22 protein-coding genes are annotated in these 21,462 nt (G+C 54.0%); 14 read left to right on the plus strand and 8 right to left on the minus strand.

The features are described 5' to 3' along the window. Positions 1-9 precede the first annotated feature (9 nt). From AB8B75_RS01840 to AB8B75_RS01875, 8 genes are all read left to right on the plus strand, one after another. On the plus strand, positions 10-981 hold the full coding sequence (locus tag AB8B75_RS01840) for a C45 family autoproteolytic acyltransferase/hydolase (RefSeq protein ID WP_405359383.1): 972 nt from the start codon (positions 10-12) through the stop codon (positions 979-981). A 126-nt stretch (positions 982-1,107) separates the two neighbouring features. Further along, positions 1,108-2,688: an ABC transporter substrate-binding protein gene (locus tag AB8B75_RS01845; protein WP_405359385.1), complete on the plus strand. Its 1,581-nt coding sequence runs from the start codon at positions 1,108-1,110 to the stop codon at positions 2,686-2,688. A gap of 109 nt (positions 2,689-2,797) precedes the next feature. Beyond that, complete coding sequence (locus tag AB8B75_RS01850) at positions 2,798-4,363, plus strand: ABC transporter substrate-binding protein (protein ID WP_405359387.1); 1,566 nt, start codon at positions 2,798-2,800, stop codon at positions 4,361-4,363. A 40-nt stretch (positions 4,364-4,403) separates the two neighbouring features. Further along, positions 4,404-5,384, plus strand: coding sequence for an ABC transporter permease (locus AB8B75_RS01855; RefSeq protein ID WP_405359389.1), 981 nt, complete (start codon positions 4,404-4,406; stop codon positions 5,382-5,384). Beyond that, a complete protein-coding gene (locus AB8B75_RS01860) occupies positions 5,384-6,340 on the plus strand; it encodes an ABC transporter permease (RefSeq protein WP_405359391.1) in 957 nt (318 codons plus the stop codon). Before AB8B75_RS01855 ends, AB8B75_RS01860 begins: the two co-directional genes overlap by 1 nt. After that, positions 6,340-7,320 carry an ABC transporter ATP-binding protein gene (locus tag AB8B75_RS01865; protein ID WP_405359393.1) on the plus strand — a complete coding sequence of 327 codons (981 nt, stop codon included), beginning with the start codon at positions 6,340-6,342 and terminating at the stop codon, positions 7,318-7,320. The genes AB8B75_RS01860 and AB8B75_RS01865 overlap by 1 nt, the downstream gene beginning before the upstream one ends. Beyond that, on the plus strand, positions 7,320-8,282 hold the full coding sequence (locus tag AB8B75_RS01870) for an ABC transporter ATP-binding protein (RefSeq protein ID WP_405359426.1): 963 nt from the start codon (positions 7,320-7,322) through the stop codon (positions 8,280-8,282). Before AB8B75_RS01865 ends, AB8B75_RS01870 begins: the two co-directional genes overlap by 1 nt. Then, positions 8,279-9,397: a CaiB/BaiF CoA transferase family protein gene (locus AB8B75_RS01875; RefSeq protein WP_405359395.1), complete on the plus strand. Its 1,119-nt coding sequence runs from the start codon at positions 8,279-8,281 to the stop codon at positions 9,395-9,397. The genes AB8B75_RS01870 and AB8B75_RS01875 overlap by 4 nt, the downstream gene beginning before the upstream one ends. Before the next feature lie 150 nt (positions 9,398-9,547). On the opposite strand, the gene AB8B75_RS01880 is transcribed toward AB8B75_RS01875, so the two are convergent. The 6 genes from AB8B75_RS01880 to AB8B75_RS01905 form a co-directional block, all read right to left on the minus strand. Further along, a complete protein-coding gene (locus AB8B75_RS01880) occupies positions 9,548-10,111 on the minus strand; it encodes a membrane integrity-associated transporter subunit PqiC (protein WP_405359397.1) in 564 nt (187 codons plus the stop codon). 2 nt (positions 10,112-10,113) lie between these two features. Continuing rightward, a complete protein-coding gene (locus AB8B75_RS01885; protein ID WP_405359398.1) occupies positions 10,114-12,198 on the minus strand; it encodes an MlaD family protein in 2,085 nt (694 codons plus the stop codon). Beyond that, positions 12,182-12,850: a paraquat-inducible protein A gene (locus tag AB8B75_RS01890; RefSeq protein WP_405359427.1), complete on the minus strand. Its 669-nt coding sequence runs from the start codon at positions 12,848-12,850 to the stop codon at positions 12,182-12,184. Before AB8B75_RS01890 ends, AB8B75_RS01885 begins: the two co-directional genes overlap by 17 nt. Next, positions 12,808-13,440, minus strand: coding sequence for a paraquat-inducible protein A (locus tag AB8B75_RS01895; protein ID WP_405359400.1), 633 nt, complete (start codon positions 13,438-13,440; stop codon positions 12,808-12,810). Before AB8B75_RS01895 ends, AB8B75_RS01890 begins: the two co-directional genes overlap by 43 nt. A 143-nt stretch (positions 13,441-13,583) precedes the next feature. Further along, a complete protein-coding gene (locus AB8B75_RS01900; protein WP_405359402.1) occupies positions 13,584-14,486 on the minus strand; it encodes an SMP-30/gluconolactonase/LRE family protein in 903 nt (300 codons plus the stop codon). A 77-nt stretch (positions 14,487-14,563) separates the two neighbouring features. Further along, positions 14,564-15,595, minus strand: coding sequence for an L-idonate 5-dehydrogenase (locus AB8B75_RS01905; RefSeq protein WP_405359404.1), 1,032 nt, complete (start codon positions 15,593-15,595; stop codon positions 14,564-14,566). A gap of 133 nt (positions 15,596-15,728) precedes the next feature. Between AB8B75_RS01905 and AB8B75_RS01910 the strand changes: the two genes are divergently transcribed. Beyond that, positions 15,729-16,487 carry an SDR family oxidoreductase gene (locus AB8B75_RS01910; RefSeq protein WP_405359406.1) on the plus strand — a complete coding sequence of 253 codons (759 nt, stop codon included), beginning with the start codon at positions 15,729-15,731 and terminating at the stop codon, positions 16,485-16,487. A 224-nt stretch (positions 16,488-16,711) separates the two neighbouring features. Continuing rightward, complete coding sequence (locus AB8B75_RS01915; RefSeq protein WP_405359408.1) at positions 16,712-17,161, plus strand: phasin family protein; 450 nt, start codon at positions 16,712-16,714, stop codon at positions 17,159-17,161. 95 nt (positions 17,162-17,256) lie between these two features. Here the strand turns inward: AB8B75_RS01915 and AB8B75_RS01920 are convergent, their stop codons facing one another. After that, a complete protein-coding gene (locus AB8B75_RS01920; RefSeq protein WP_405359409.1) occupies positions 17,257-17,778 on the minus strand; it encodes a hypothetical protein in 522 nt (173 codons plus the stop codon). A gap of 28 nt (positions 17,779-17,806) precedes the next feature. Between AB8B75_RS01920 and AB8B75_RS01925 the strand changes: the two genes are divergently transcribed. From AB8B75_RS01925 to hemN, 4 genes are all read left to right on the plus strand, one after another. Continuing rightward, a complete protein-coding gene (locus AB8B75_RS01925) occupies positions 17,807-18,067 on the plus strand; it encodes an LUD domain-containing protein (RefSeq protein WP_405359411.1) in 261 nt (86 codons plus the stop codon). 543 nt (positions 18,068-18,610) lie between these two features. Then, complete coding sequence (locus tag AB8B75_RS01930; protein ID WP_405359413.1) at positions 18,611-18,868, plus strand: hypothetical protein; 258 nt, start codon at positions 18,611-18,613, stop codon at positions 18,866-18,868. Positions 18,869-18,925: 57 nt separating this feature from the next. Next, positions 18,926-19,108, plus strand: coding sequence for a hypothetical protein (locus AB8B75_RS01935; protein ID WP_405359414.1), 183 nt, complete (start codon positions 18,926-18,928; stop codon positions 19,106-19,108). Positions 19,109-19,383: 275 nt separating this feature from the next. Continuing rightward, positions 19,384-20,736 (plus strand): oxygen-independent coproporphyrinogen III oxidase, encoded by a 1,353-nt coding sequence (gene hemN / locus AB8B75_RS01940; protein WP_405359428.1) that lies wholly within the window; start codon positions 19,384-19,386, stop codon positions 20,734-20,736. Positions 20,737-20,985: 249 nt separating this feature from the next. Here hemN and AB8B75_RS01945 read toward each other — a convergent pair whose 3' ends face one another. After that, positions 20,986-21,168, minus strand: coding sequence for a hypothetical protein (locus tag AB8B75_RS01945; RefSeq protein ID WP_405359416.1), 183 nt, complete (start codon positions 21,166-21,168; stop codon positions 20,986-20,988). Positions 21,169-21,462 lie beyond the last annotated feature (294 nt).

Raw genomic sequence — 21,462 nt, forward strand, 5'->3', positions numbered from 1 at the left:
GCGCACCCCATGTTATGGCGCGCCGTAAGTGAAGAAACGCCCGGGCGGAAATGGTCCGGGCTTTTCGCCGAATACTGGCCGGATTATAAACGCTGGTGGCTTAAGGAGGGCGAGAGCGCCCGTCCGACCTATACCGAGTCGCGGAATGCGTTGAATCACCACATGCCGGAAATCGTTCCGCTGTATGAGGAATTGTGCGAGCTGGCGGGCGGAGGTGACCTGGCCGCGCGGTTCTTGTCGTTCTATTGCCCACCGCCTTACCTCGCGGGATGCAGCCAAGCCATCTGGCCCGGCAAACAGCCGGTAATGGTGCGCAATTATGACTATAACCCCAATGCGTTTGACAGTCTTGTGTTGCACACCAAATGGCAGGGTCGGCAAGTTATGGGCACATCGGATGGGCTTTGGGGCATGGTTGACGGGGTCAATGACGCGGGTCTTGCCATTTCGCTGACCTTCGGCGGCCGTCGTGTTGTGGGGGACGGGTTTGGGGTGCCAATTATCCTGCGCTATGTGCTGCAGACCTGCGAAACCGCTGAGGAAGCCGGTGAGGTTTTAGCGCGCGTGCCGACACATATGAGCTACAACGTCACCGTTTTGGACAAGAAACGCCAGTACCTAACGGCCATGATGGCCCCTGACAGACCTGCTTTGATCACCCATGCGGCCGTGGCCACGAACCATCAGGAAAATGTGGAATGGGTGAGCCACGCGCGGTTCACGGCGACGGTGGAACGGGAAAGGTTCCTGTTGCAGCGATTGACCCTGCACCGCGACCCAGAAGAAAAATTCATCGGTGCATTTTTGAGGCCACCGCTTTATTCGACCGCATTCAACGCGGGGTTCGGTACGCTTTATACAGCTGTATATCGACCCCGTCGGCTTGAGATGGAACTGCGCTGGCCTGGAACGGTTTGGCCGCTGTCGATGAAAACCTTTGAAGAAGGGGGACGACAGATTCTGATCCCCGGCGCCGCCTGAATTTTGGGCGGCTTGAATTTTTCCCTAATAGTTTCAATAACATTCGCGTTTTGTCTGCAGAAGGGGCTTGCCAAATGAAGCCCTGTCCCAAAGATAGGCGCCAGAAAAATAAAAGGGGAGATTACTATGAAATTCACGACCTCATTGCTATCCGTTGCTGTACTGCTTTCGAGCACTGCACTTGCCAGCGCTGAAACACTGCGTTGGGCACGCGCGGGCGACTCGTTGACCCTCGATCCGCATGCGCAAAACGAAGGACCAACTTCTGCTCTGGCGCATCAAATTATGGAGCCGCTGGTCATGCGCGACCATTCCGGCACCATCGTTCCGGCCTTGGCAACGGAATGGGCGCCTTCGGAAGAAGATCCGAATGTCTGGACCTTCAAACTGCGCGAAGGTGTGACGTTCCATGATGGCGCAGCCTTTGACAGCGCTGACGTCAAATTCAGCCTCGAGCGGGCCATGACCGAAGATTCCGATTACAAGGAACTACTGGCATCCGTGTCCGAGGTGCGAGCGCCTGACGCTTACACAATTGAGATCGTCACCGATGGTCCAAACCCAATCATGCCGAACAATCTGACCAATATGTTCATCATGGACAAGGACTGGGCTGAAGCAAACAAAGCAACCAAGGTTCAGGATTACGAAGGCGGTGAAGACACCTTTGCAGCAAAGAATGCCAATGGCACTGGCCCCTACAAGCTGGTCAGCCGTGAGCCTGATGTCAAAACCGTTTTGGCGGCGAATGAGACCTATTGGGGCATCGGTGAATTTCCTCTCGAAGTAACAGAGATCATCTATACACCGATCCAGAATGCCGCGACCCGCGTGGCTGCCTTGTTATCGGGCGAAGTTGATTTCATCCAGGATGTTCCAGTTCAGGATCTTGAAAGGGTCGCCGGGACGGATGGTCTTGATGTGCGTACAGCGCCACAAAACCGGGTGATCTTCTTTGGCCTGAACTCGGGCGACGCAGATCTGAAAAATGACAACGTGGATGGGGCCAACCCTTTGGCAGACAAACGCGTGCGTGAAGCAATGAACCTTGCGATCAACCGCGACGCCATCCAACAGGTTGTGATGCGGGGCCAGTCGGCACCGGCTGGCATGATTGCCCCGCCCTTCGTGAATGGCTGGGACGAGACCATGGACGCGTCGTCATCCACCGATCTCGACAAGGCCAAGTCGCTGATGGCGGACGCGGGCTATGGCGATGGGTTCTCTATCCAGCTCGATTGCCCGAATGACCGCTACATCAACGATGAAGCAATCTGTCAGGCTTCAGTCGGCATGTTGGCGCAAATTGGCATTAACGTGAACCTGGATGCCAAGCCAAAGGCGCAACACTTCCCGCTGCTCAGCAATCTGGAAACGGATTTTTACATGTTGGGCTGGGGCGTTCCGACTTACGATTCCGAGTATATCTTTAACTTTCTAGTGCATGGCCGGGATGACAAATACGGTTCCTGGAATGCGACACGTTTCACCAATGACGATCTGAATGCCAAAATTCAGAGCCTTGCGTCCAATACCGACCTTGAAGCACGCGATGCTGACATCGCGGAGATCTGGCAGGTCGTTCAGGATGAAAAGCTTTACATTCCGATCCACCACCAAGTGCTGAACTGGGGTATGAAATCAGGCGTGGACACTGTTGTGGAAGCCGAAGATTCTCCCAAATTCAAATACTTCAAACTGAACTAAAGAACGCGCGCCTGCCAATCAGGCGCGTTTTCTGATAGACTGGCGGTGCAGAGGTCTATTTTCTGCGCCGCCAGTCAGCTTAATTTTCAGAAACAATGAGGGTCCCACCATGCTGCGTTCCGCCCGATTGATCATCGCTGTCCTAGCTTTGGCTTCCGCTGCGGATGCCGAAGAATTCAGCTGGGCGGAAACAACCGATCCGCAGACAATGGACCCTCATGCCGTAAACTCGGCACCTGTGCTGGGATTTTTGAACAATGTCTATGAAGGGCTTGTGCGACGCGGCAAAGACATGAGCATAGAACCTGCTCTGGCAACATCCTGGGAACCAATTGGCGCGGGCGAGGGCTGGCGTTTTAAACTGCGCGAAGGTGTCACGTTTCACGACGGCAGCTCATTTGACGCGCAAGATGTTCTCTTTTCCTATAAGCGGGCGTCGGATGAAGGATCCGATACACGCAGCTGGTTTGCACCTGTCTCGGACGTGCAGATTGTTGACGACTACACCATCGACATTCTCACCAGCGCGCCCAATCCGATTTTCCCCGAGAGTATCGCCAATTGGATGATCCTTGACGCAGGTTGGGCCGAAGCCAACAACGCCACCCGGCCCGACAAGGATAATGGCAACTATGCCACACTGAACACCAACGGTACTGGCGCATTCAAAGTAGTTGGCCGAGAACCAGGGCTCCGCACCGTGCTGGAACCCTTTGAGGAGTGGTGGGACACGGCCGAGCACAACATCACGCGCGCAGAATTGACACCCATTCAAAATCCAGCCACCGCTGTAGCGGCCTTATTGTCGGGCGATATTGATTTCATCAACCCAGTGCCTATTCAGGACACAGCGCGATTGGCGTCAAACGATCAGGTAAAGGTAATTCAAGGGATTGAGGCCCGCGTGATCATGTTGGGCTTTCCACACGAAGCCTCTGCATTGAAGTACTCCAGCGACAGCCCCGATGCGAACCCGTTTGCGGATCCGCGGGTACGTCAGGCCGTGGCCCATGCCGTAAATGTGCCGGCGATTTTGCAGACGATCATGCGCGGCAATGCGGAAGAGGTGAGCCAATTGGTGAGCCCCGCGATGCGCGGTTTCAGCGCACAGCATGCCGATCGCCCAGCTTATGATCCCGACAAGGCGCGCGAACTGCTTGCACAAGCCGGGTACCCTGATGGGTTTTCGCTGGGTTTGAAGTGCCCCAATGATCGATATTTGAACGATGAAGCCGTCTGCCAAGCCGTGACCGGCATGTTGGCACAGATCGGGATCAAGGCGACGCTCGACGCGATGCCGGTTCAGAATTACTGGCCAGAACTACGGGCCGATAATTACGACATGTACCTGTTGGGCTGGTCCCCTGGCACCTTTGACGCCGAACACCCGATCCGTTTTCTCGCCAGCACGCCAAATGAAGAAAAGAAGCTGGGGTCATGGAATTTCGGGGGATATTCCAACGCGCGGATCGATGAATTGCTGCCTTTGATTCAGTCCGAAATCGATGATGGCAAGCGCCAGGCGATGTTGGATGAGAGCGCCAAGATCCTGCAGGACGACGTCGCCTACGTGCCGCTGTATGTGCAACCCTTGGTCTGGGGAACACAGGCCAATATCGACCTGACGCAGCGGCCTGATAACTTCTTTATTCTCCGATGGGTGACGGTCAATTGAAACACGTGTCTGCAAAGACCGTCGGGAAATGTGAGTTCTCATGCTAGCCTACGTAATACAGCGCGTTTTCCAGTCCGCGATTGTGCTGTTGGTCGTCGGCCTTGTTGCGTTTTCGATGTTTCGCTTTGTGGGCGATCCAGTGGACAACATGCTGGGGCAGGAGCGCACGCAGGCAGACATAGAACGTCTGCGAGACCAGCTGGGACTTAACGATCCGTTCCCTGTTCAGTATTTCAAGTTTCTCAAGAATGCCGCGCAGGGGAATTTCGGTGTCAGCTACCGCCAGGGCAGACCCGTGTCCGATATCCTGATCGAGCGCGCACCTGCGACGCTCGAACTTGCTGCGGTGTCCGGGTTTTTGGCGATCACAATTGGCATTGCCTTGGGGGTTTTCACCGCAATCCGACGTAACGGGTTTGCCGCGAATGCAATCATGTCCGCGTCGCTTGTAGGTGTTTCACTGCCAACGTTTCTGATTGGTATTTTGCTGATCTATCTGTTTTCAGTGGAACTTGGCTGGTTGCCCAGTTTCGGCAGAGGTGAAACAGTGAAACTTGGCTATTGGTCTACAGGTTTCCTGACCGAAAGCGGTCTCAAAGCCTTGATCTTGCCTTCCATTACTCTTGGCCTGTTTCAGATGACGCTGATCATGCGTCTTGTGCGATCTGAAATGCTCGAGGTGCTGCGTCAGGACTACATCCGGTTTGCCCGCGCGCGCGGGCTGCGTGAACGTGCGGTAAATTTTCGACATGCGCTCAAAAACACGTTGGTTCCGGTGATTACTGTGACCGGCTTACAGCTTGGGTCAATCATCGCCTTTGCGATCATCACGGAAACTGTTTTTCAATGGCCAGGCGTTGGCCTTTTGTTCATCAACGCCATTCAATTCGTCGATATTCCGGTGATGGCCGCGTATCTGATGCTGATCTCGGTCATGTTTGTTGGCATCAACCTAATTGTTGATCTCCTTTATTTTGCAATCGACCCGCGCTTGCGTGTGGATAGAACGGCGGCACATTGATGGTTGAAACGTCCCTGAATACACCTCTGAAGCAGCCAGAACGCTCACGGTTGCGCGTCGCACTCGACAGTGATTTCGCCTATCAATTCAAGAAATCACCTGTCGCGATTGCGTCAGCTGTAATGGTATTGATCATGGTGTTCTGCTCGGTTTTTGCGCCTTTGATTGCCCCTTACAACCCTTTTGATCCCGGCTCGCTCAACCTGATGAACGGTTTCTCAAAACCAATGGAACCCAACGCCTTTACCGGCGAGACCTTCTGGCTTGGAACAGATGATCAGGGGCGCGATGTCTTCTCGACCATTCTTTATGGCCTGCGCATCTCCCTCTTCGTCGGGGCTGCGGCAGTGCTCTTTGCAATGGTTTTGGGTGTCACTTTAGGACTTCTTGCAGGGTATCTGGGGGGATGGGTCGAAACCATCATCATGCGCGTCGCTGACGTACAATTGACCTTTCCAGCCATCTTGGTGGCCATGTTGATCTTTGGGATCGCCAAGGGGATCACGCCCATAGAATATCGCGATCAAATGGCGATTTGGGTTTTGATCATCGCGATTGGCCTGAGCGATTGGGTGCAATTTGCGCGCGTAGTACGCGGGGCCACGTTAGTAGAGAAGAACAAGGAATATGTTCAGGCTGCTCGCCTGATCGGACGCGGATCCGGCACCATCATGCTGCGCCACATCCTGCCCAACGTTCTCGGCCCGGTTCTGGTGATTGCCACAATCTCGCTGGCGTTGGCGATTATTGCCGAAGCGACACTGAGCTTTCTCGGTGTTGGCGCACCACCAACACAACCCAGCCTTGGTACATTGATACGCATCGGGCAAGGGTTCCTCTTCTCTGGTGAATGGTGGATTTTGCTCTTTCCCTCAATCACATTGCTGACACTGGCTTTGTCGGTGAACCTTCTGGGTGACTGGCTGCGCGACGCCCTGAACCCGAGGCTTCGCTAGTGCGCGAAGCGATTTTATCCATCCGCGATCTGACCGTAGAGATCCCAACACGCGACGGCATTTTGCGCCCTGTCGATGGCGTCAGTTACGACATTGCACCCGGCGAGATCCTGGGCGTGGTTGGTGAGTCAGGGGCTGGAAAGTCCATGGCCGGGAATGCGGTCATCGGGCTGCTGAACCCCCCGGCGCATATCGCCAAGGGAGAGATTTGGCTACGTGGCAGGCGCATTGACCATTTGAAGGGCGAAGACATGCGGCGCCTGCGTGGCAAGGAAATCGGCATGGTCTTTCAGGACCCGCTGACCTCCCTGAACCCCTTGTTGCGGATCGGAGACCAGTTGACCGAAACCATGCTTGCGCATTTGAACATCTCGCGTTCAGAGGCCGAAAAACGCGCGGTGGCCGCCTTGGAAGAGGTTGGCATTCCGGGCGCTGCGGAGCGCGTAGGCAGCTATCCACATGAGTTTTCCGGTGGCATGCGTCAACGCGTTGTGATCGCCTTAGCTCTTTGCGCGGAACCATTGCTCATCATTGCGGATGAGCCAACCACCGCACTAGATGTCTCCGTGCAGGCTCAAATCATTTCCTTGCTTAAAAAGCTCTGCCGCGAACGCGAAACGGCAGTCATGTTGATCACCCATGACATGGGTGTGATCGCTGAAGCTGCTGACCGTGTCGCGGTGATGTACGCCGGGCAGTTGGCTGAGCTTGGGCCTGTGCGCGACGTGCTGACGGCGCCTCATCACCCCTACACGGACGGTCTGATGGGATCGACACCACTCGCCTCGCGCGGCAAAGATCGGCTGCATCAGATCCCGGGCGCGATGCCGCGACTGGATGCGCTGCCTCAAGGATGCGCCTTTCACCCACGCTGCCCACAAGCGCAGGATCAATGCCGCCAATCCAAAGGTCCACGGATCGAGGACGGGACAGGGCGTGTAGCATGCTGGTTTCCAATGACCAGAGAGGCTGTTGCCTGATGGGTCTGGTTGATGTTCGCAATCTGAGCCGTATTTTTGATGTTTCGAAGCCATGGCTCAACCGTCTGATTGAGCGCCGTGAGAAATCCTATTTGACAGCCGTTTCAGACGTCAGTTTCGAGATTGCCGAACGCAGCGTATATGCGCTGGTCGGGGAAAGCGGTTCTGGCAAATCAACCATCGGCAAAATGCTGGTGGGCTTGCTGAACCCGTCCAAGGGTGCGGTGGAAATTCGCGGTACGGATCTGGCGCGCGAAACCGATGCCGCCAAAATCGATGCCGTGCGACGTGATATTCAGATGATTTTTCAGGACCCATTTGCCTCTCTGAACCCCCGATGGCGCGTGCGCGATGTAATCGTCGAGCCGGTAGCCGCACGTGGCGGCAATACCGAAGGCATGGCGGAGCGTCTCTTGGAACAAGTGGGTTTGTCGGCGCGCGACGCGGGCAAGTTTCCTCATGAATTCTCCGGTGGGCAACGGCAACGCATATGCATTGCGAGGGCGCTTGCCTCAGAGCCGAAACTGATTGTTTGCGATGAGCCAACCTCGGCGCTTGATGTCTCGGTGCAGGCACAAGTGCTGAACCTCATGAGCGATCTGAAAGATGAATTTGGCCTGACATATCTCTTTATTAGCCACGATCTCACCGTTGTTCAGCATATGGCTGACAGGATTGGCGTGCTTTACCTGGGGCGTCTTGTTGAAGAGGCCGGGCCGGACGCGCTCTTTGACGACCCCAAACACCCCTATACCCAAATGCTGCTGGCCGCAGCACCTCAGCTTGGAAATTTCGGACGCGATGTACCCCCGCCGAAAGGCGAAATTCCGGACCCGATCAATCCGCCAACGGGATGCGCGTACCATCCGCGTTGCCCGCTCGCGGCCGGTATTTGCAGCGAAAAGCGACCGGAAATGCGCAACGTTCGCGGTGCGCGGGTGGCGTGCCACATGGCTGAATGAGCGGCCCGCTTGCCTCTTTGAAAGTTGTTGAGTTTTCCGGGCTCGGACCTGCGCCCTTGGCAGGTCAATTGCTTGCGGATTTGGGTGCCGAGGTCATTGTGATTGACCGCAGATCCGCCCCAGCAGATCCCACGGATATCAATCGGCGTGGCAAAAAGAGCATTGCGCTTGATCTGAAAAAAGAGGCGGGGCTAACCGTCGCCAAAGCCATGATCGCCCGGGCCGACATCTTGATTGAGGGGTATCGCCCCGGTGTTATGGAACGCTTGGGCCTCGGGCCTGACGTCTGCCCGGACACTCTTGTTTACGGGCGGATGACGGGGTGGGGGCAAGATGGCCCTTGGTCCCATACAGCCGGTCATGACATCAACTACCTATCTCTGACGGGTGCGTTGCACGCAATTGGTCCCGCAGATCGCCCCCCCGTTGTACCGCTCAATCTGGTTGCCGATTTTGGCGGCGGTACAATGTTTCTGATCTTTGGTCTGTTGTCCGCGATCATCGAGCGCAATGTGTCAGGCAAAGGCCAGGTTGTTGATGCCGCCATGGTAGATGGTGTGCCCGCGATGATGGGGTTGATTCATAGTCTGCAAGCACAAGGTAAATGGGGGACACAACGAGAGAGCAATTGGCTTGATGGTGCTGCGCCGTTTTACCGCTGCTACGAATGTGCGGACGGTAAATTTATCTCAGTGGGAGCGTTGGAGCCGCAGTTTTTCGAAGAGCTGCTTGAGATTGCAGAAATACCGCATCCTGGCCCAAAGGTGCAACACAACTCTTCAAGATGGCCATCGGATTGCGCGTCATTTGCCGAAATATTCAAGACAAGGTCCCGGGCCGAATGGGAAAAACTATTCGAGGGTACAGACGCCTGTGTCGCACCGGTTTTGGATTACAAAGAAGCCCCCAATCACCAACAAAACGCAAAACGGGAAGTCTTTTTCAAGGATCAAGATGTTTCGCAGGCAAGCCCAGCTCCGCGTTTCAGCCGCAGCACGCCGCAACGTCCGGCGTCACCGGGCGCCCTTGGCGGCGACGCCGACGCTATTCTTACCAGCCTGGGTTATGATACTGACGCCATCCAAAAAATGCGGGAGAATGGCCTGCTGACGTGACACATGTGCCCAGATCCGATAGATGAGGTGCACCATGTGTTGGACTTCGAGTAAAAATCTGGACCACCGAACTGGCGCTTGGACATCAAAAACAGTGTCCATTTTCCATATGCTTAAGCCAGAGTTCCACCTAAATGGCTTAATTGAATCCTAGCGCAACCCGTTGGCAGCAACGTAGCGCGCCAAATCCAGTATGATCTGTCCCCGGGCAACAGCAATCGCTTGTGGACCGCCAGCGGGATCAAAGGTAACAGTGAGATCGAACAATCCCGACCGTTCGTTGCCGCTTTCTACGGCAACAAAGTACTGTCCTGTGGTGCGGAATTGACCATCGTCGCCCGCGATCAGACTTTCAAACCGGATCTCAAGGCGGGCATCTGCAAAAGTTTCAAACGGCCACGGTTCCGAAGCCACCCGCGCGCCGGTCAACTTTGCCAGATTGCGGGAAAGCTCCAATGACACAGCGCGTTCTGGGGTGTCTGCCCACAGAACACTTCCCGCACTCGTCAGTTTACCATCAGCGCCCTGTTGCGGTATCTCGTCTGAAGCTGCGTAAGCAGGCAGGGAAATCTTGCGGATTTCGACCGATCGAAAGGCAATGTTTTGTCTTTGCGTCACTTCTGGCGATGGCACGACATAGCGATCAGGAGAAACCGCGCAGGACGCCAGCACCAAGTAACATCCCATCAGACCCAAAAGTTTGGTTACGTTCATGGTCATCGTCCTCTGATCAATGCGCTGGGATTTCGTTCCAGTAAGCGGGCCAGCGCGGTGAGAGCGTCGGCTGCTTGCGAAATGTCACGCAAAGCCGCTTGGGCATCGCGGCTTATAACATCACCCTGATTGTAACCTTCAATGGTCCGGCTTGCCTGATCAAACACTTCGGTGATCCTTTCCACCAATGCTGGCAGGTCCTGACTGGACAGGGCAACTGCATCTGCCGCATCACGCGCGGATTCGAGGGTTGCATTCACATTCTGGACAGCCCCACCCTCGCGCAATTCAGTCAGCGTGGCGTTGAGTTCATCAAGTGCTGCACTCAAGGATGCAGGAAGGTTCTGCGCGGCGGGTGTGCCCAAAATCGCGTCTGCCGAAGCGAGGAGCTCGGTCAACTGCTGCGTCAGATCCTCCACAGGCATGGCTTGGGCCTTGGCCGCAACACCGCTAAGATTGTCAATCAATTCAGGCACACCGGCGACCGACAAAGTGACAGAGTTTGCTGCCGTTTTAGCAGCATCGATGGCCTCGACGATCCGATCAACCGCTTGTCCGACTTCGATTTGTCCAAGCAGGTTTTCCACGCGCGCCAAAGCCGCATTGACCGAAACCGGGATGTCTTTAACATCTTGCGATGTCACCAAACCCCGGACGTCTGCCAAAAGCCCACGAACCTCTTGAGGCGTCTCACGCAGGTCTTCACTGGCCATGAAAGATTGAGCGCTTTGCAGGAAACCGATGGCGCTGTTAAGCAATTCCTCTATGGGCAGACTGTTGATGCGGGAAAAGACGCCTTCGACCGTCGCTGCAGCATCAGAGATATCGCTTTTTGTGGTAGGTATTGTCGCAATCTGGTTTGGCGACAGCACCATTTCTGCTGGTGGCGCGTCCTCATCAACGATCAGTTCCACTTTCAAACCACCGGTCAAAAGGCTGCCAGATACAAGACGAGCGCGCAGACCTTCCGATACACGCGTACCCAGAAACTCAAGCGCCGCTTCTGAATCAATATCTCCTTGCAAGCCTAATCGTGAGGGTTGAATGCCAATCACAACATCAAGTCGGACGTCGTTATCGCCAAAATTCTCGAAATCGACGATACCCGATAGGCTCTGCACAGACCCGATGCGCAACCCGCTCAATTCGACAGGAGCGCCTAGGACGAGCCCGGAAATATTGTCGTCAAAGATAACGCGCAGCTCTATCAATTCGACCTCAGAAGCATTGAAGATGCTGTTTCGGGCTGATGTCTCGTCTGCGTAAACTTCGAACACTGTTCCGTCCGTCACCGGCGCGCCACCTGAAACGAAGGTATCGAAGGTCAAACCGCCCCCGAGCAAGGTTGCCAGCGAGGAAAAATCTATTTCGGCACCGGTGGGCCCAATAGACACGTTGAACCCTGATGTATCCCAAAAGCGCGTCGCCGATGTGATCAGCCGCCCGTGTGGCTCGTAGATGATCGCCTCGGCAATGGCAAAACTGCCTTCGCGGGAAATGCGGGCGGGACCCACCAAGCCAATTTCAATGCCGCGAAAGAGGATTGGGCTGTTGTCCGTTAACGAGCCGCCTGGTGTTGTCCGAAGTGCAATTTGCAAGCCTTCGCGACCAGGTCGAAATAGTGGTGCCGTTTCCAAACCTTTGAATTTGGTGCGCGTCGGGCCAATCTGGCTGTCCCAGGAGCCTTCAATGAAAATACCACTGATGACGGTATCAAGACCGGACACGCCCCTGACCGACAATTCGGGACGCACAACCCAGAAAGAAGCACCAGCATCAACAAAGGGAGCAACCTCTTTTTCCAGCCGCACCAGTGCGACAACTCCGTCCAGCCCTTCGGCAAAAGAAACGCTTTCAACCACACCCACCTTGATGTCGCGAAAGCGCACTTCGGTCTGATCCACGGATATGCCTGCACCATTTTCAAATTCGATGGAAATCAGCGGTCCGCGGTCATTGTAGGATTGCCAAGCGACCGTCAAGGAAATGGCCAGGGCAACAATTGGAATCAGCCAGATAATAGAGGCCCGTCCCAATAGGGATTCGCATGCTGGATCGATGGGCACCGGATCAGGGCTGTTCGTCATTCGTATTCCGTCCCTCGCCGCTTTGTTGCGCGTCCCAGATCATTCGGCTGTCAAATGCCTGCGCAGACAACATAGTAAAAATCACCGATAGCGCAAAAAACAAGCTGGCCGGACCGGGGCTAATGGCCACAAGAACATTGAGTTGCACCAGAGAGGACAAGATCGCAACAACAAAGATATCAATCATTGACCACCTGCCAATGTATTCCACGATCTCATAGAGCAATTGACGTTGGTTTTTTGAGACGCTCGAGGGTCGGGTCACCGAGATCGACAAAAACGCAATAGCAAGAAATTTGGCTATAGGGATCATGACGCTGGCAACCAGGATAATGATTGCGACGCCGTAGCTTCCGTAGTGAAACAACTCGATCGCACCGCCCACAATCGTGTCTTGTTGCGTGGTGAAAAGCGCACGTGTCTGCAACATCGGATAGAGATTTGCCGGAATGTAGCAAATCAAACCCATGACCCAGAGCGCCCAGACCCGTTGCAGGCATTTGGTGTCTCGTTGCACCAATTTGTGCCCACACCGCGCACAGATTTTTACCTCCTGCGGCCAGACCTGCATACAGCGTCTGCAGGCGACGACACCAAGGTCTTTTGCGCTTACGATTTCTTTGGGTTGCTCAGCGCGTTCCATACGGACCATCTGCATAAAAAGCTGTCCTGCACCACCACCAAAAGAACCAGTATGGCAAAAAGCCAAAAGGCCGGGCCAAGGCTGACGTCCGCCAATGCACTGATTTTGACCAGCGCCACAGCACAACCAATCGCGAAGATTTCTGCCATGGACCATGGGCGCAAGGCTTCTGCTATGCGAAAGGCGTGAGCCGCTTTGCGGGCAGGCGGTTTATCCATGACGATGGGCACAAGCACGTAGAGCGACAACAACACCCGTGTCAGAGGGACAAAAATAATCAGCGCCGCGGTCGTCAATGAAAGGACGACCAAGGGCCCATCGCTGAAGGCAAGGGCAGCATCCAGCACCGAAACTGAATTGTGCACACCCCCGATGGATATGCTCAGGAAGGGGAAAATAGCGGCAGCAGTAATCAGGATTACGATAGCGATTGATAAGGAAATTATCTGCAACCCGGCTTTGCGGCGGGGCATGATAAGTATCGTGTGGCAGCGATGGCATACCGCGCGTTGCCCATTGCCGGGACGCTGCAGAGTGTAAGCCGCGTCGCAATGCGGGCACACAATCAGGTCATTGCGGGGTTGGTGTGTCAAAGTCATGCCCGACACTTAGCGCATTTCCTGCGTTGCCAAAACACAAGATATTTTGCGCGCTGCGACACAAGCCTTCTGCATAGATAGCCAATGCTGACTGACGTCACTTTGGCTATCACATTCAAATCGGCACCGGTCGAAACCGATTATCACGGGAATTGCACGCCTGACCTATTCAATGTGACGCGATAGACGCTGGTGGTTGCCGTGATGAACAATTGATGTTTCGCACGACCTCCAAAACAAATGTTGGACACTAACTCGGGTACTAGGATTTTGCCCAAAAGACGACCTTCCGGCGATATACAATGGACCCCGTCTGCAGCCGAAGACCAAAGATTGCCATCTGTATCCACCCGAATACCATCTGCAATACCGGGATCAATTGTATGGAAATGTCGACCGTTGCACACGGCATCGTCCTCTACATCATATACGCGAATATGTTGTGCATCATCCGAAAACATTCGTCCGGTATCAGCCACATAGAGCAACTTTTCATCGGGTGAGAATGCCAGACCGTTGGGGCAGTTCATATCATCGACCACGACGCTCATGTCACCCGTTTCCGGGTCAACCCGGTACACAACGCATGGGTTCTCCTGTGGCGATGCAAAGCCTTCGTAGTTGGTCATGATACCGTAGTGAGGATCACTGAACCAGATCGAGCCATCAGATTTGACAATGACATCATTGGGCGAATTCAGAGGCTTGTTGTCAAAACTGTCGGCAATAACAGTGACCGCACCATCAAGCTCGGTGCGTGTGACCCGTCGGGCGCCGTGCTCGCAAGAAACCAGACGCCCCGCCTTGTCGCGGGTATGGCCGTTGGAATAATTGGAAGGCGCGCGGTAGGTTGTTACTCCGTCATCAGGTGTCCAGCGCAGAATGCGGTTGTTGGGAATATCCGAAAACAACAGACATCCCGCATCGCCGAACCAAACAGGTCCCTCGACCCAATCAAAGCCCGTTGCCAGCTGTTTGACCGGCGCATTGCCCATGACATATTGCCCAAACACCGGGTCATGTATTTCAAAAAATGACACTGCCATGTCTCCCCAATTTATGACTGTTCCCTGCCACAATAGCCGTAAATCGAAAGACCTCGCAGACTATTGGCATGCTCGATTTAAGCGAAAGCGATCTGTGCTTTCATGGCTTGTGTGCGATCCGCCGCGATTTCAAAAGCCTTCACAGCATCAGCCAAATCAAGCGTCTGCGTGATGAGAGGCTTCACATTAATCAACCCCTTTTGCATCAATTCGACGCCGGTATAGAACTCCTCATGGAACCGGAACGACCCACGCAATTGCAATTCTTTAGCGGTGATCGACTGAACCGGAACTTGCATATCACCACCCAGACCCAATTGGACTATGATGCCGCGTGGGCGCAAAGCGGCAATGCCTGCAGCGAGGGCAGGGGCCACACCCGTACATTCGAACAAAACGTCAAATGTACCCTTGTTGATTTCATAAGCCTTCAAACCGTCAGGATCTTCGCGCGAATTGATGACCCGGTCGGCGCCGTTCTCCGAGGCCATTTTCAGAGTAAAATCCGTAAGGTCCGTGGCGACGATCTCAGCGGCACCAGCCCGGCGCGCAGCCAGGATGCACAAAAGTCCAATGGGTCCGCACCCTGTGACCAGCACGCGTTTGCCCAGGAGTTCGCCAGCCTGTCGCGCGCCGTGCAAACATACTGCGAGTGGTTCCGCCATTGCAGCCTCTCCTGCGGTCAATCCGTCGGCTGGGGCGCATTGCGCCTGATCTGCCACCAGCACCTGGCGAAAAGCGCCCTGAATATGAGGAAACGGCATAGCTGATCCGTAAAACCGCATGTTGAGACAGTGGTTGTGTTTGCCTTCGTGACAATAAACGCAGTCGTGACACGGGCGCGACGGCGACACCGCCACAAGTTGCCCAACCTTGAGGTCTTCGACGCCTTCGCCGAGCGCGGTGATATGCCCTGAAACCTCATGCCCCAGGATCATGGGCTCTTTCAGTCGGATTGAACCAATGCCGCCGTGCTGATAGTAATGCAGGTCGGAGCCGCAAATCCCCCCCGCAGCGATGGCAATTTGGACTTCGCCAGGGCCGGGATCTGACGCGACGCTCTCTTTGATCCGCAGATCGAGCGGCGCATGGATGACCAAGGATTTCATGCAAGATCCTTTCTGGGATAGGCGGACGCATCGCATTAGTGTCGACCGCCTGACCCTCCGCTTTGCTTGACAATATTTGTTATCGTTAACATAAGCCTCTTTAAAATTGACGTCGAGCGCAAAGAGAGATCCCATGAGCCTGAACCTATTTGATCTGACGGGCCGTCGCGCCCTTATCACTGGATCTTCACAAGGCATCGGCTTTGCCCTCGCCAAAGGTTTGCAGGCCGCCGGCGCGGAAATCGTTCTGAACGGTCGTGATAAGGGCAAACTCGAAACGGCACGTGCTGAATTTGATGCAAAAGCGCATGTGCTGCCGTTTGACGCTACCGATCATGATGCCGTGCGCAAAGCGGTCGATGGCTTTGAGGCCGACACCGGTGCGATCGACATTCTGGTCAACAATGCCGGCATGCAACACCGCGCACCGTTGGAAGATTTTCCTGCCGATGCGTTCGAACGGCTGATGCAAACCAACATCGCCAGTGTTTTTCACGTGGGGCAAGCCTGCGCACGTCATATGATTGGACGCGGGAACGGAAAAATCATCAACATTGCCTCTGTGCAAACGGCCCTGGCCCGGCCCGGCATTGCACCTTACACGATGACGAAAGGTGCGGTGGCCAATCTGACCAAGGGCATGGCAACCGACTGGGCAAAGTATGGATTGCAATGCAACGGGCTGGCGCCGGGTTATTTTGATACGCCACTCAATGCAGCCTTGGTTGCAGACCCTGAATTTTCGGCATGGCTTGAAAAACGCACTCCAGCGGGGCGTTGGGGCAACGTCGATGAATTGGTTGGAACCTGCATTTTTCTGGCGTCGGCAGCATCGTCCTTCGTCAACGGCACAACTGTGTTCGTCGACGGAGGTATCACAGCGTCACTTTGATAAGTAGTTTTTGAAAACACCCCGGCGATAGACCTCGACCTTAGACGGGCTTATTTGGCGCGGCAATTGCGCGATCAACCTTGGGGCTGGCCCAATTTGGGTACAACGTGCAAAATTTCATAAGCGTTTAGCAGTCTGTGCGATGGTTGGCATTGCGGCAATGGTCGCGGCAGGTCACAGTGTCCACTTGAAGCTGCCGCAAATCGCTAAATTGGAGATCCGCCATGACAAAGAACCCATTTGACTTCAAAGAAATGATGGACGCCTTTGACCCTAACAAGATGAGCAAACTATTTGATCCGCTCAATTTGTTCGAAAACCTGGATCTGCCAAAATCGGATATGTTTGATGTTGCTGGCTTGATGGAGGCCAACAAGCGGAACTTCGAAGCTTTGAGCGAGGCCAACAAGGCCGCCGCTGCGAGCTACAAGGATATGCTTGAAAAGCAAATGGAGATTTTCCAGCAAATGACCCAATCGGCGCAGAAAATGGCGCAGGAAGCTACCGATACAACATCAATGCAGGCGAAAGCTAAAGCAATGAACGCTGCCGTTGAAGAAGCTTTGGGCTTGATGAAGAAGATGGCTGAAGCAACGCAAGAAGCCAACCAAAGTGCCTTTGACGGCATCAAAGACCAGATCGCTGACGCAGTTAAACAAACGCAAAAAAAATGATCGCCTTCATTTGATTGGTTTTGTACTGCGGCTTTGCGGTCGACCGTAGAAGAGCGTCTGAAGGGCCATTCCTGGGAACTCAGCGCGTTGGATTTTTAATGACCTGCATTGTAGACGCAATGCGACCCAATATTGGGTTTGCAAGCCTGACGTTGTTGGAAAAAACGGACTGTTGCGCAAAGTTTCATCAAACATAAACCTAATACGGGCAGCCTGCCTTCAACAATAACGACGGCACAACCACCCGCGCCATTGCCAAACAGGTGATCGCAGCGTTCGAACCTTACCACCACTGTTTGGTTGTACCATCCGGCCCCTGCGCCGGCATAATCCGTTCTCACCATGGCGCGCTCTTCGATGGTGATGCAGTTTGGGCAGAACAGCAGCGCCTCTTTTGAACAAGGTTGCGGCGCTAAAATTAGTGCCGCTGTCGGAAAACAACGATTGCCGTGGGTTTGGCAGCACATGCTACGTAAAAAAACACGGAGCTTTCTGAAGCCATAGTCAGCTATAAATCTGAGTAAATATTGGCCACTGGTGCCGACACTTTGCGCGGCGGTATCATGGGTTGCCCAATGAAAATAGCCGGAAAACTCAGTCGTCAGAGCGCGCCACAAGTTACGGCCAAATTCCCTGAATGCTGACGTGGCAATATCAGGTTCCGACTTTCTGATCGCGGATACTGGCACTTTTGTCACGGTCACCAATGAGGGCAATGCTGAGATGACAGCGACGCCCTCCAAAACCCACTTTTTGACCGGCGGCACTGAGAAAATCGTCCCGAGCATGACCTATTGCGCCGAGTTTCTCAGGATTTTAGCGCGCGCGGCGATTGGAACAGAGATCACGCAGTACACTACCTTTTTCAATGGATCCAAACGGGACGGTGACGCGGATGGGCCGTAAAACCTGCACTTCTTATAGGTGGATAATCATCGCACAGACATGTCGTCCAGTTACCTGCGGCCCATGTTGCGCTTCATTCGATGTGGCGCTTGCATGAACCATTGCCCAGTCTATGCGGCTGTGGTCGGACACGCCTATGGCGCGGTCTATCGCACTCCGACGGGGTCGGTCTTCACACCCGCGATGACATCTTTAAAGTAGGCCAAAGATCGGCCGAGCTTGTATCTAAACGGCCGATGCAAAGAGGTATGCCCGGTTAATATTCCCCTGCCGGAAATGCCGCGCAGTTTGCGAGTCAAGCAGTTCGACCAGCCCGTCATGTCTCCAATGACCAAATGGAGCCTGCGCATATGGGGGATACTGGACACGCAGCCAAAACTTTGCGGTCTGGCGACCTAGGTTTCAAGTCGGGGATTGAGATTGCTGGCGCGAGCCAAGGGTCGTATCTCCGCCGTACTTATGCGAGGGGCTGGACGCATACCCACGATTTTCCTCAACCTGAAAAGGGACCTACAAGCAGCAATACGAACGCAAAATGCACAGATGAGCGACATTAGAAACAGGATGTTTGCCAATATTGATCGCGCGGCATCGAGCCCGGTCAACGAGGATTTTGCGGAGGCAACCGCGACGCTTATTGCCGATCCCACAACCAACCGACCTGCGTTTTTGGAGCAATCCTACTTCGAGTGCTTTGTCGAAAAGGCAACGTCAGAAAGTGTTGCCGCCACTGTCGAGAATCTGGATAGCGTCGCGGCGCTGCCAAACGCTGTTCTGCGGCAAATGTTAAAGCAGCGGTAGACTTCCCCCTTGGCACTGCAGCCCAAAGCGGAACTTCTGGATCTTTCATGAGGAGATATGGAAACCGACAGCAAGCCCGCTCCAAACGAGGGCATCGCCATCACAATGGTTGACATCGGCGTTGCAGATACCGGATCTTTGGCGCTTCTGACTACTGCGAATACCCCGGTTTTTGATGAACTTTTTATCCTTGCATCATCTGGTAACGCTGCAACGGTCATAAATCCTGCGTTACATTGAAGACGTATTCCAATTTGTCAGTATTGCCCCACAACACCTGCCGCGTAGCATCAATCTGGTCACCGGGAAAACCGGCACTGCGGACATTTAAGCCAAAACATCTTCGGTTCACATGGCTCACTTTTCGTGCACATCTGCTGCCTGGCAGATTAGCTAACACCATGTGGAACGCGTAACAACAGAGCCGCATAGGGAGTGAAGAGATCGATCCGGTCGTGGACTAGAATTTGTTCTATGTCAAAGACGCAAGCACGGGCCGATATACTTTCAGTCGCATGAACAACGACCAACTCAGAGCCTTGGGCTTTTTCGATGCCCGGATCCCTCGCTACACGAGCTATCCGCCGGCAACCGTCTTTACCACAAACATCGGTGCTGATTTTCAGGCGCACTGTTTGAGCACGCTGAACCCGGACATCCCAATATCTGTTTACGTACATATTCCATTTTGCGAGCGACTTTGCTGGTTCTGCGCCTGTCGGACCCAAGGCACGAAAACACTCGGGCCAGTGGCAGAATACATCAAGACAGTGAAATCGGAGTTGGAACTACTGCGCCTGACACTTCCGCAGGGTATGCGAATGGGGCGGTTGCACTGGGGTGGCGGCACACCGACCATACTGCAACCGGATTGGATTCGTGATCTTGCAAACACCATCAAGACGGTTATTGCACCGGCCGAAACCTTCGACTTTTCCGTGGAGATCGATCCGACACTGGTTGATGCCGACAAAATCGCCGCACTTGCCGAAGTTGGCATGACCCGCGCCAGCATTGGCATACAGGATTTCGCCGAAGATGTACAAAATGCGATTGGCCGGCATCAGAGCTTTGAGCAAACCCTTGATTGCGTGCAAATGCTGCGCAACGCCGGAATCAATTCGTTGAACGCTGATCTGGTCTACGGATTGCCGCATCAAACCAATGCCAAGATTGGTGCCTCCATCGACAAGGTTCTACAGCTTGCACCAGATCGAATAGCGCTTTTTGGATACGCGCATGTACCGCATATGTCCAAACGACAAGTGCTGATCAAGGATGCTGCGCTTCCCAGCGATCTCGCCCGTCATGCATTGTCGGAGTTGGCCACTGCAAGACTTCAGGAAGCTGGAATGGATGCCATTGGGATCGATCACTTTGCCAAACCGGATGACCTGCTAGCAAAAGCTGCTCGAAAAGGCCATTTGCGACGTAATTTCCAAGGCTACACCGAGGACAATTGCCAGACATTGATCGGAGTCGGCGCATCATCAATTTCTCGGTTCGAACACGGCTATGTTCAAAATGCTTCCGCCACCGCAGCCTATTCTACGCGGATCAAAGAAAGGCAATTTAGCGGCTTCAGAGGTCACAAAAACTCTGAAAATGATCTCATGCGAGCACGTCTTATCGAGATGATCATGTGCGGATTTGAAGCCGATTTGTCTGCTTTGCGCAAAAGATTTGGTGATCTGACCAAAACGCTGGATGCGGATCACATTGCGGTATGTGATCGCTTTGGTTCAATTGTTGACCGTACTGAGGATCGAATTGCGCTGCGCTCCAACGGTCGGCAAATGGCGCGACTGGTCGCCAAAATGTACGATCACAGCAATGTAGAAGTCGGCATGTACTCCAAAGTATCTTAAAATAAATCAAATACTTAAACTTTTTCGATAGCACCAAGCCTACCAGAGTTATCGCCAGTTTTGTGATACGCTGGCACGCATTATTCTGAATTGCGACAGCCATTGAGCACAATTTCTTTAAGACTGCTGGCGGGAAGGACAGCTGTAGGATGAACAAGAAAAACGACCTTTTCTAGTCTAATTCCTCGCTTTGAAACTAGGTCGGTAACACGCAAGAGCGATATCCCGCGGTATGGTCGACAGCCTCCCTCAGCATTGAACAAGTGCTGCCCCGATGAATGTACCGACTGCTGTCTGCAAGCGATCAATTGAATGTTCCCAGGAAGTCGCTGATATGTATTTGGCCTTTGCACCGGCTTGTTGGTCGCCGTGGCCCGGTTTAGCGTATGCACGCGCCGCTGTCTCATGAGTGACCAGGTCTTTTAGGGCCATTTGGCTTTCCGCCATTGGGTGCGCTGTTGTTCCGCTCCATGCAGATGGGGTTGGCGAGCTTCATTTGCGGTTGGGGTCTGGTCATACCGCTGCCGCTATCTCATTTCCCTTCCAATCAAAACCTCGATCGGATTGCAGCATGCTCCTTGCGCGCCTTGCTCGCTTGTTGGCCAGGGCGACGCCGAATTCGTTGTGTTGCGTGCGCGTTGATACCGCCTCCAGCCATGTCCCAAAACCGAACTTGGGTCAGTTCTTCGGTCGCATCACGATGACCTGGGCGGCCTGCAAAAATAG

Origin of the sequence: Roseobacter sp., from assembly GCF_045106495.1 — a bacterium.
In the GTDB taxonomy this organism is placed as follows: domain Bacteria; phylum Pseudomonadota; class Alphaproteobacteria; order Rhodobacterales; family Rhodobacteraceae; genus Roseobacter.

Coding starts and splice junctions, on each gene's coding strand:
- AB8B75_RS01840 (WP_405359383.1), top strand. CDS start 10: ATGTTATGGCGCGCCGTAAGTGAAGAAACGCCCGGGCGGAAATGGTCC.
- AB8B75_RS01845 (WP_405359385.1), top strand. CDS start 1,108: ATGAAATTCACGACCTCATTGCTATCCGTTGCTGTACTGCTTTCGAGC.
- AB8B75_RS01850 (WP_405359387.1), top strand. CDS start 2,798: ATGCTGCGTTCCGCCCGATTGATCATCGCTGTCCTAGCTTTGGCTTCC.
- AB8B75_RS01855 (WP_405359389.1), top strand. CDS start 4,404: ATGCTAGCCTACGTAATACAGCGCGTTTTCCAGTCCGCGATTGTGCTG.
- AB8B75_RS01860 (WP_405359391.1), top strand. CDS start 5,384: ATGGTTGAAACGTCCCTGAATACACCTCTGAAGCAGCCAGAACGCTCA.
- AB8B75_RS01870 (WP_405359426.1), top strand. CDS start 7,320: ATGGGTCTGGTTGATGTTCGCAATCTGAGCCGTATTTTTGATGTTTCG.
- AB8B75_RS01875 (WP_405359395.1), top strand. CDS start 8,279: ATGAGCGGCCCGCTTGCCTCTTTGAAAGTTGTTGAGTTTTCCGGGCTC.
- AB8B75_RS01880 (WP_405359397.1), bottom strand. CDS start 10,111: ATGAACGTAACCAAACTTTTGGGTCTGATGGGATGTTACTTGGTGCTG.
- AB8B75_RS01885 (WP_405359398.1), bottom strand. CDS start 12,198: ATGACGAACAGCCCTGATCCGGTGCCCATCGATCCAGCATGCGAATCC.
- AB8B75_RS01890 (WP_405359427.1), bottom strand. CDS start 12,850: ATGGTCCGTATGGAACGCGCTGAGCAACCCAAAGAAATCGTAAGCGCA.
- AB8B75_RS01895 (WP_405359400.1), bottom strand. CDS start 13,440: ATGACTTTGACACACCAACCCCGCAATGACCTGATTGTGTGCCCGCAT.
- AB8B75_RS01900 (WP_405359402.1), bottom strand. CDS start 14,486: ATGGCAGTGTCATTTTTTGAAATACATGACCCGGTGTTTGGGCAATAT.
- AB8B75_RS01905 (WP_405359404.1), bottom strand. CDS start 15,595: ATGAAATCCTTGGTCATCCATGCGCCGCTCGATCTGCGGATCAAAGAG.
- AB8B75_RS01910 (WP_405359406.1), top strand. CDS start 15,729: ATGAGCCTGAACCTATTTGATCTGACGGGCCGTCGCGCCCTTATCACT.
- AB8B75_RS01915 (WP_405359408.1), top strand. CDS start 16,712: ATGACAAAGAACCCATTTGACTTCAAAGAAATGATGGACGCCTTTGAC.
- AB8B75_RS01930 (WP_405359413.1), top strand. CDS start 18,611: ATGAGCGACATTAGAAACAGGATGTTTGCCAATATTGATCGCGCGGCA.
- AB8B75_RS01935 (WP_405359414.1), top strand. CDS start 18,926: ATGGAAACCGACAGCAAGCCCGCTCCAAACGAGGGCATCGCCATCACA.
- hemN (WP_405359428.1), top strand. CDS start 19,384: ATGAACAACGACCAACTCAGAGCCTTGGGCTTTTTCGATGCCCGGATC.
- AB8B75_RS01945 (WP_405359416.1), bottom strand. CDS start 21,168: ATGGCCCTAAAAGACCTGGTCACTCATGAGACAGCGGCGCGTGCATAC.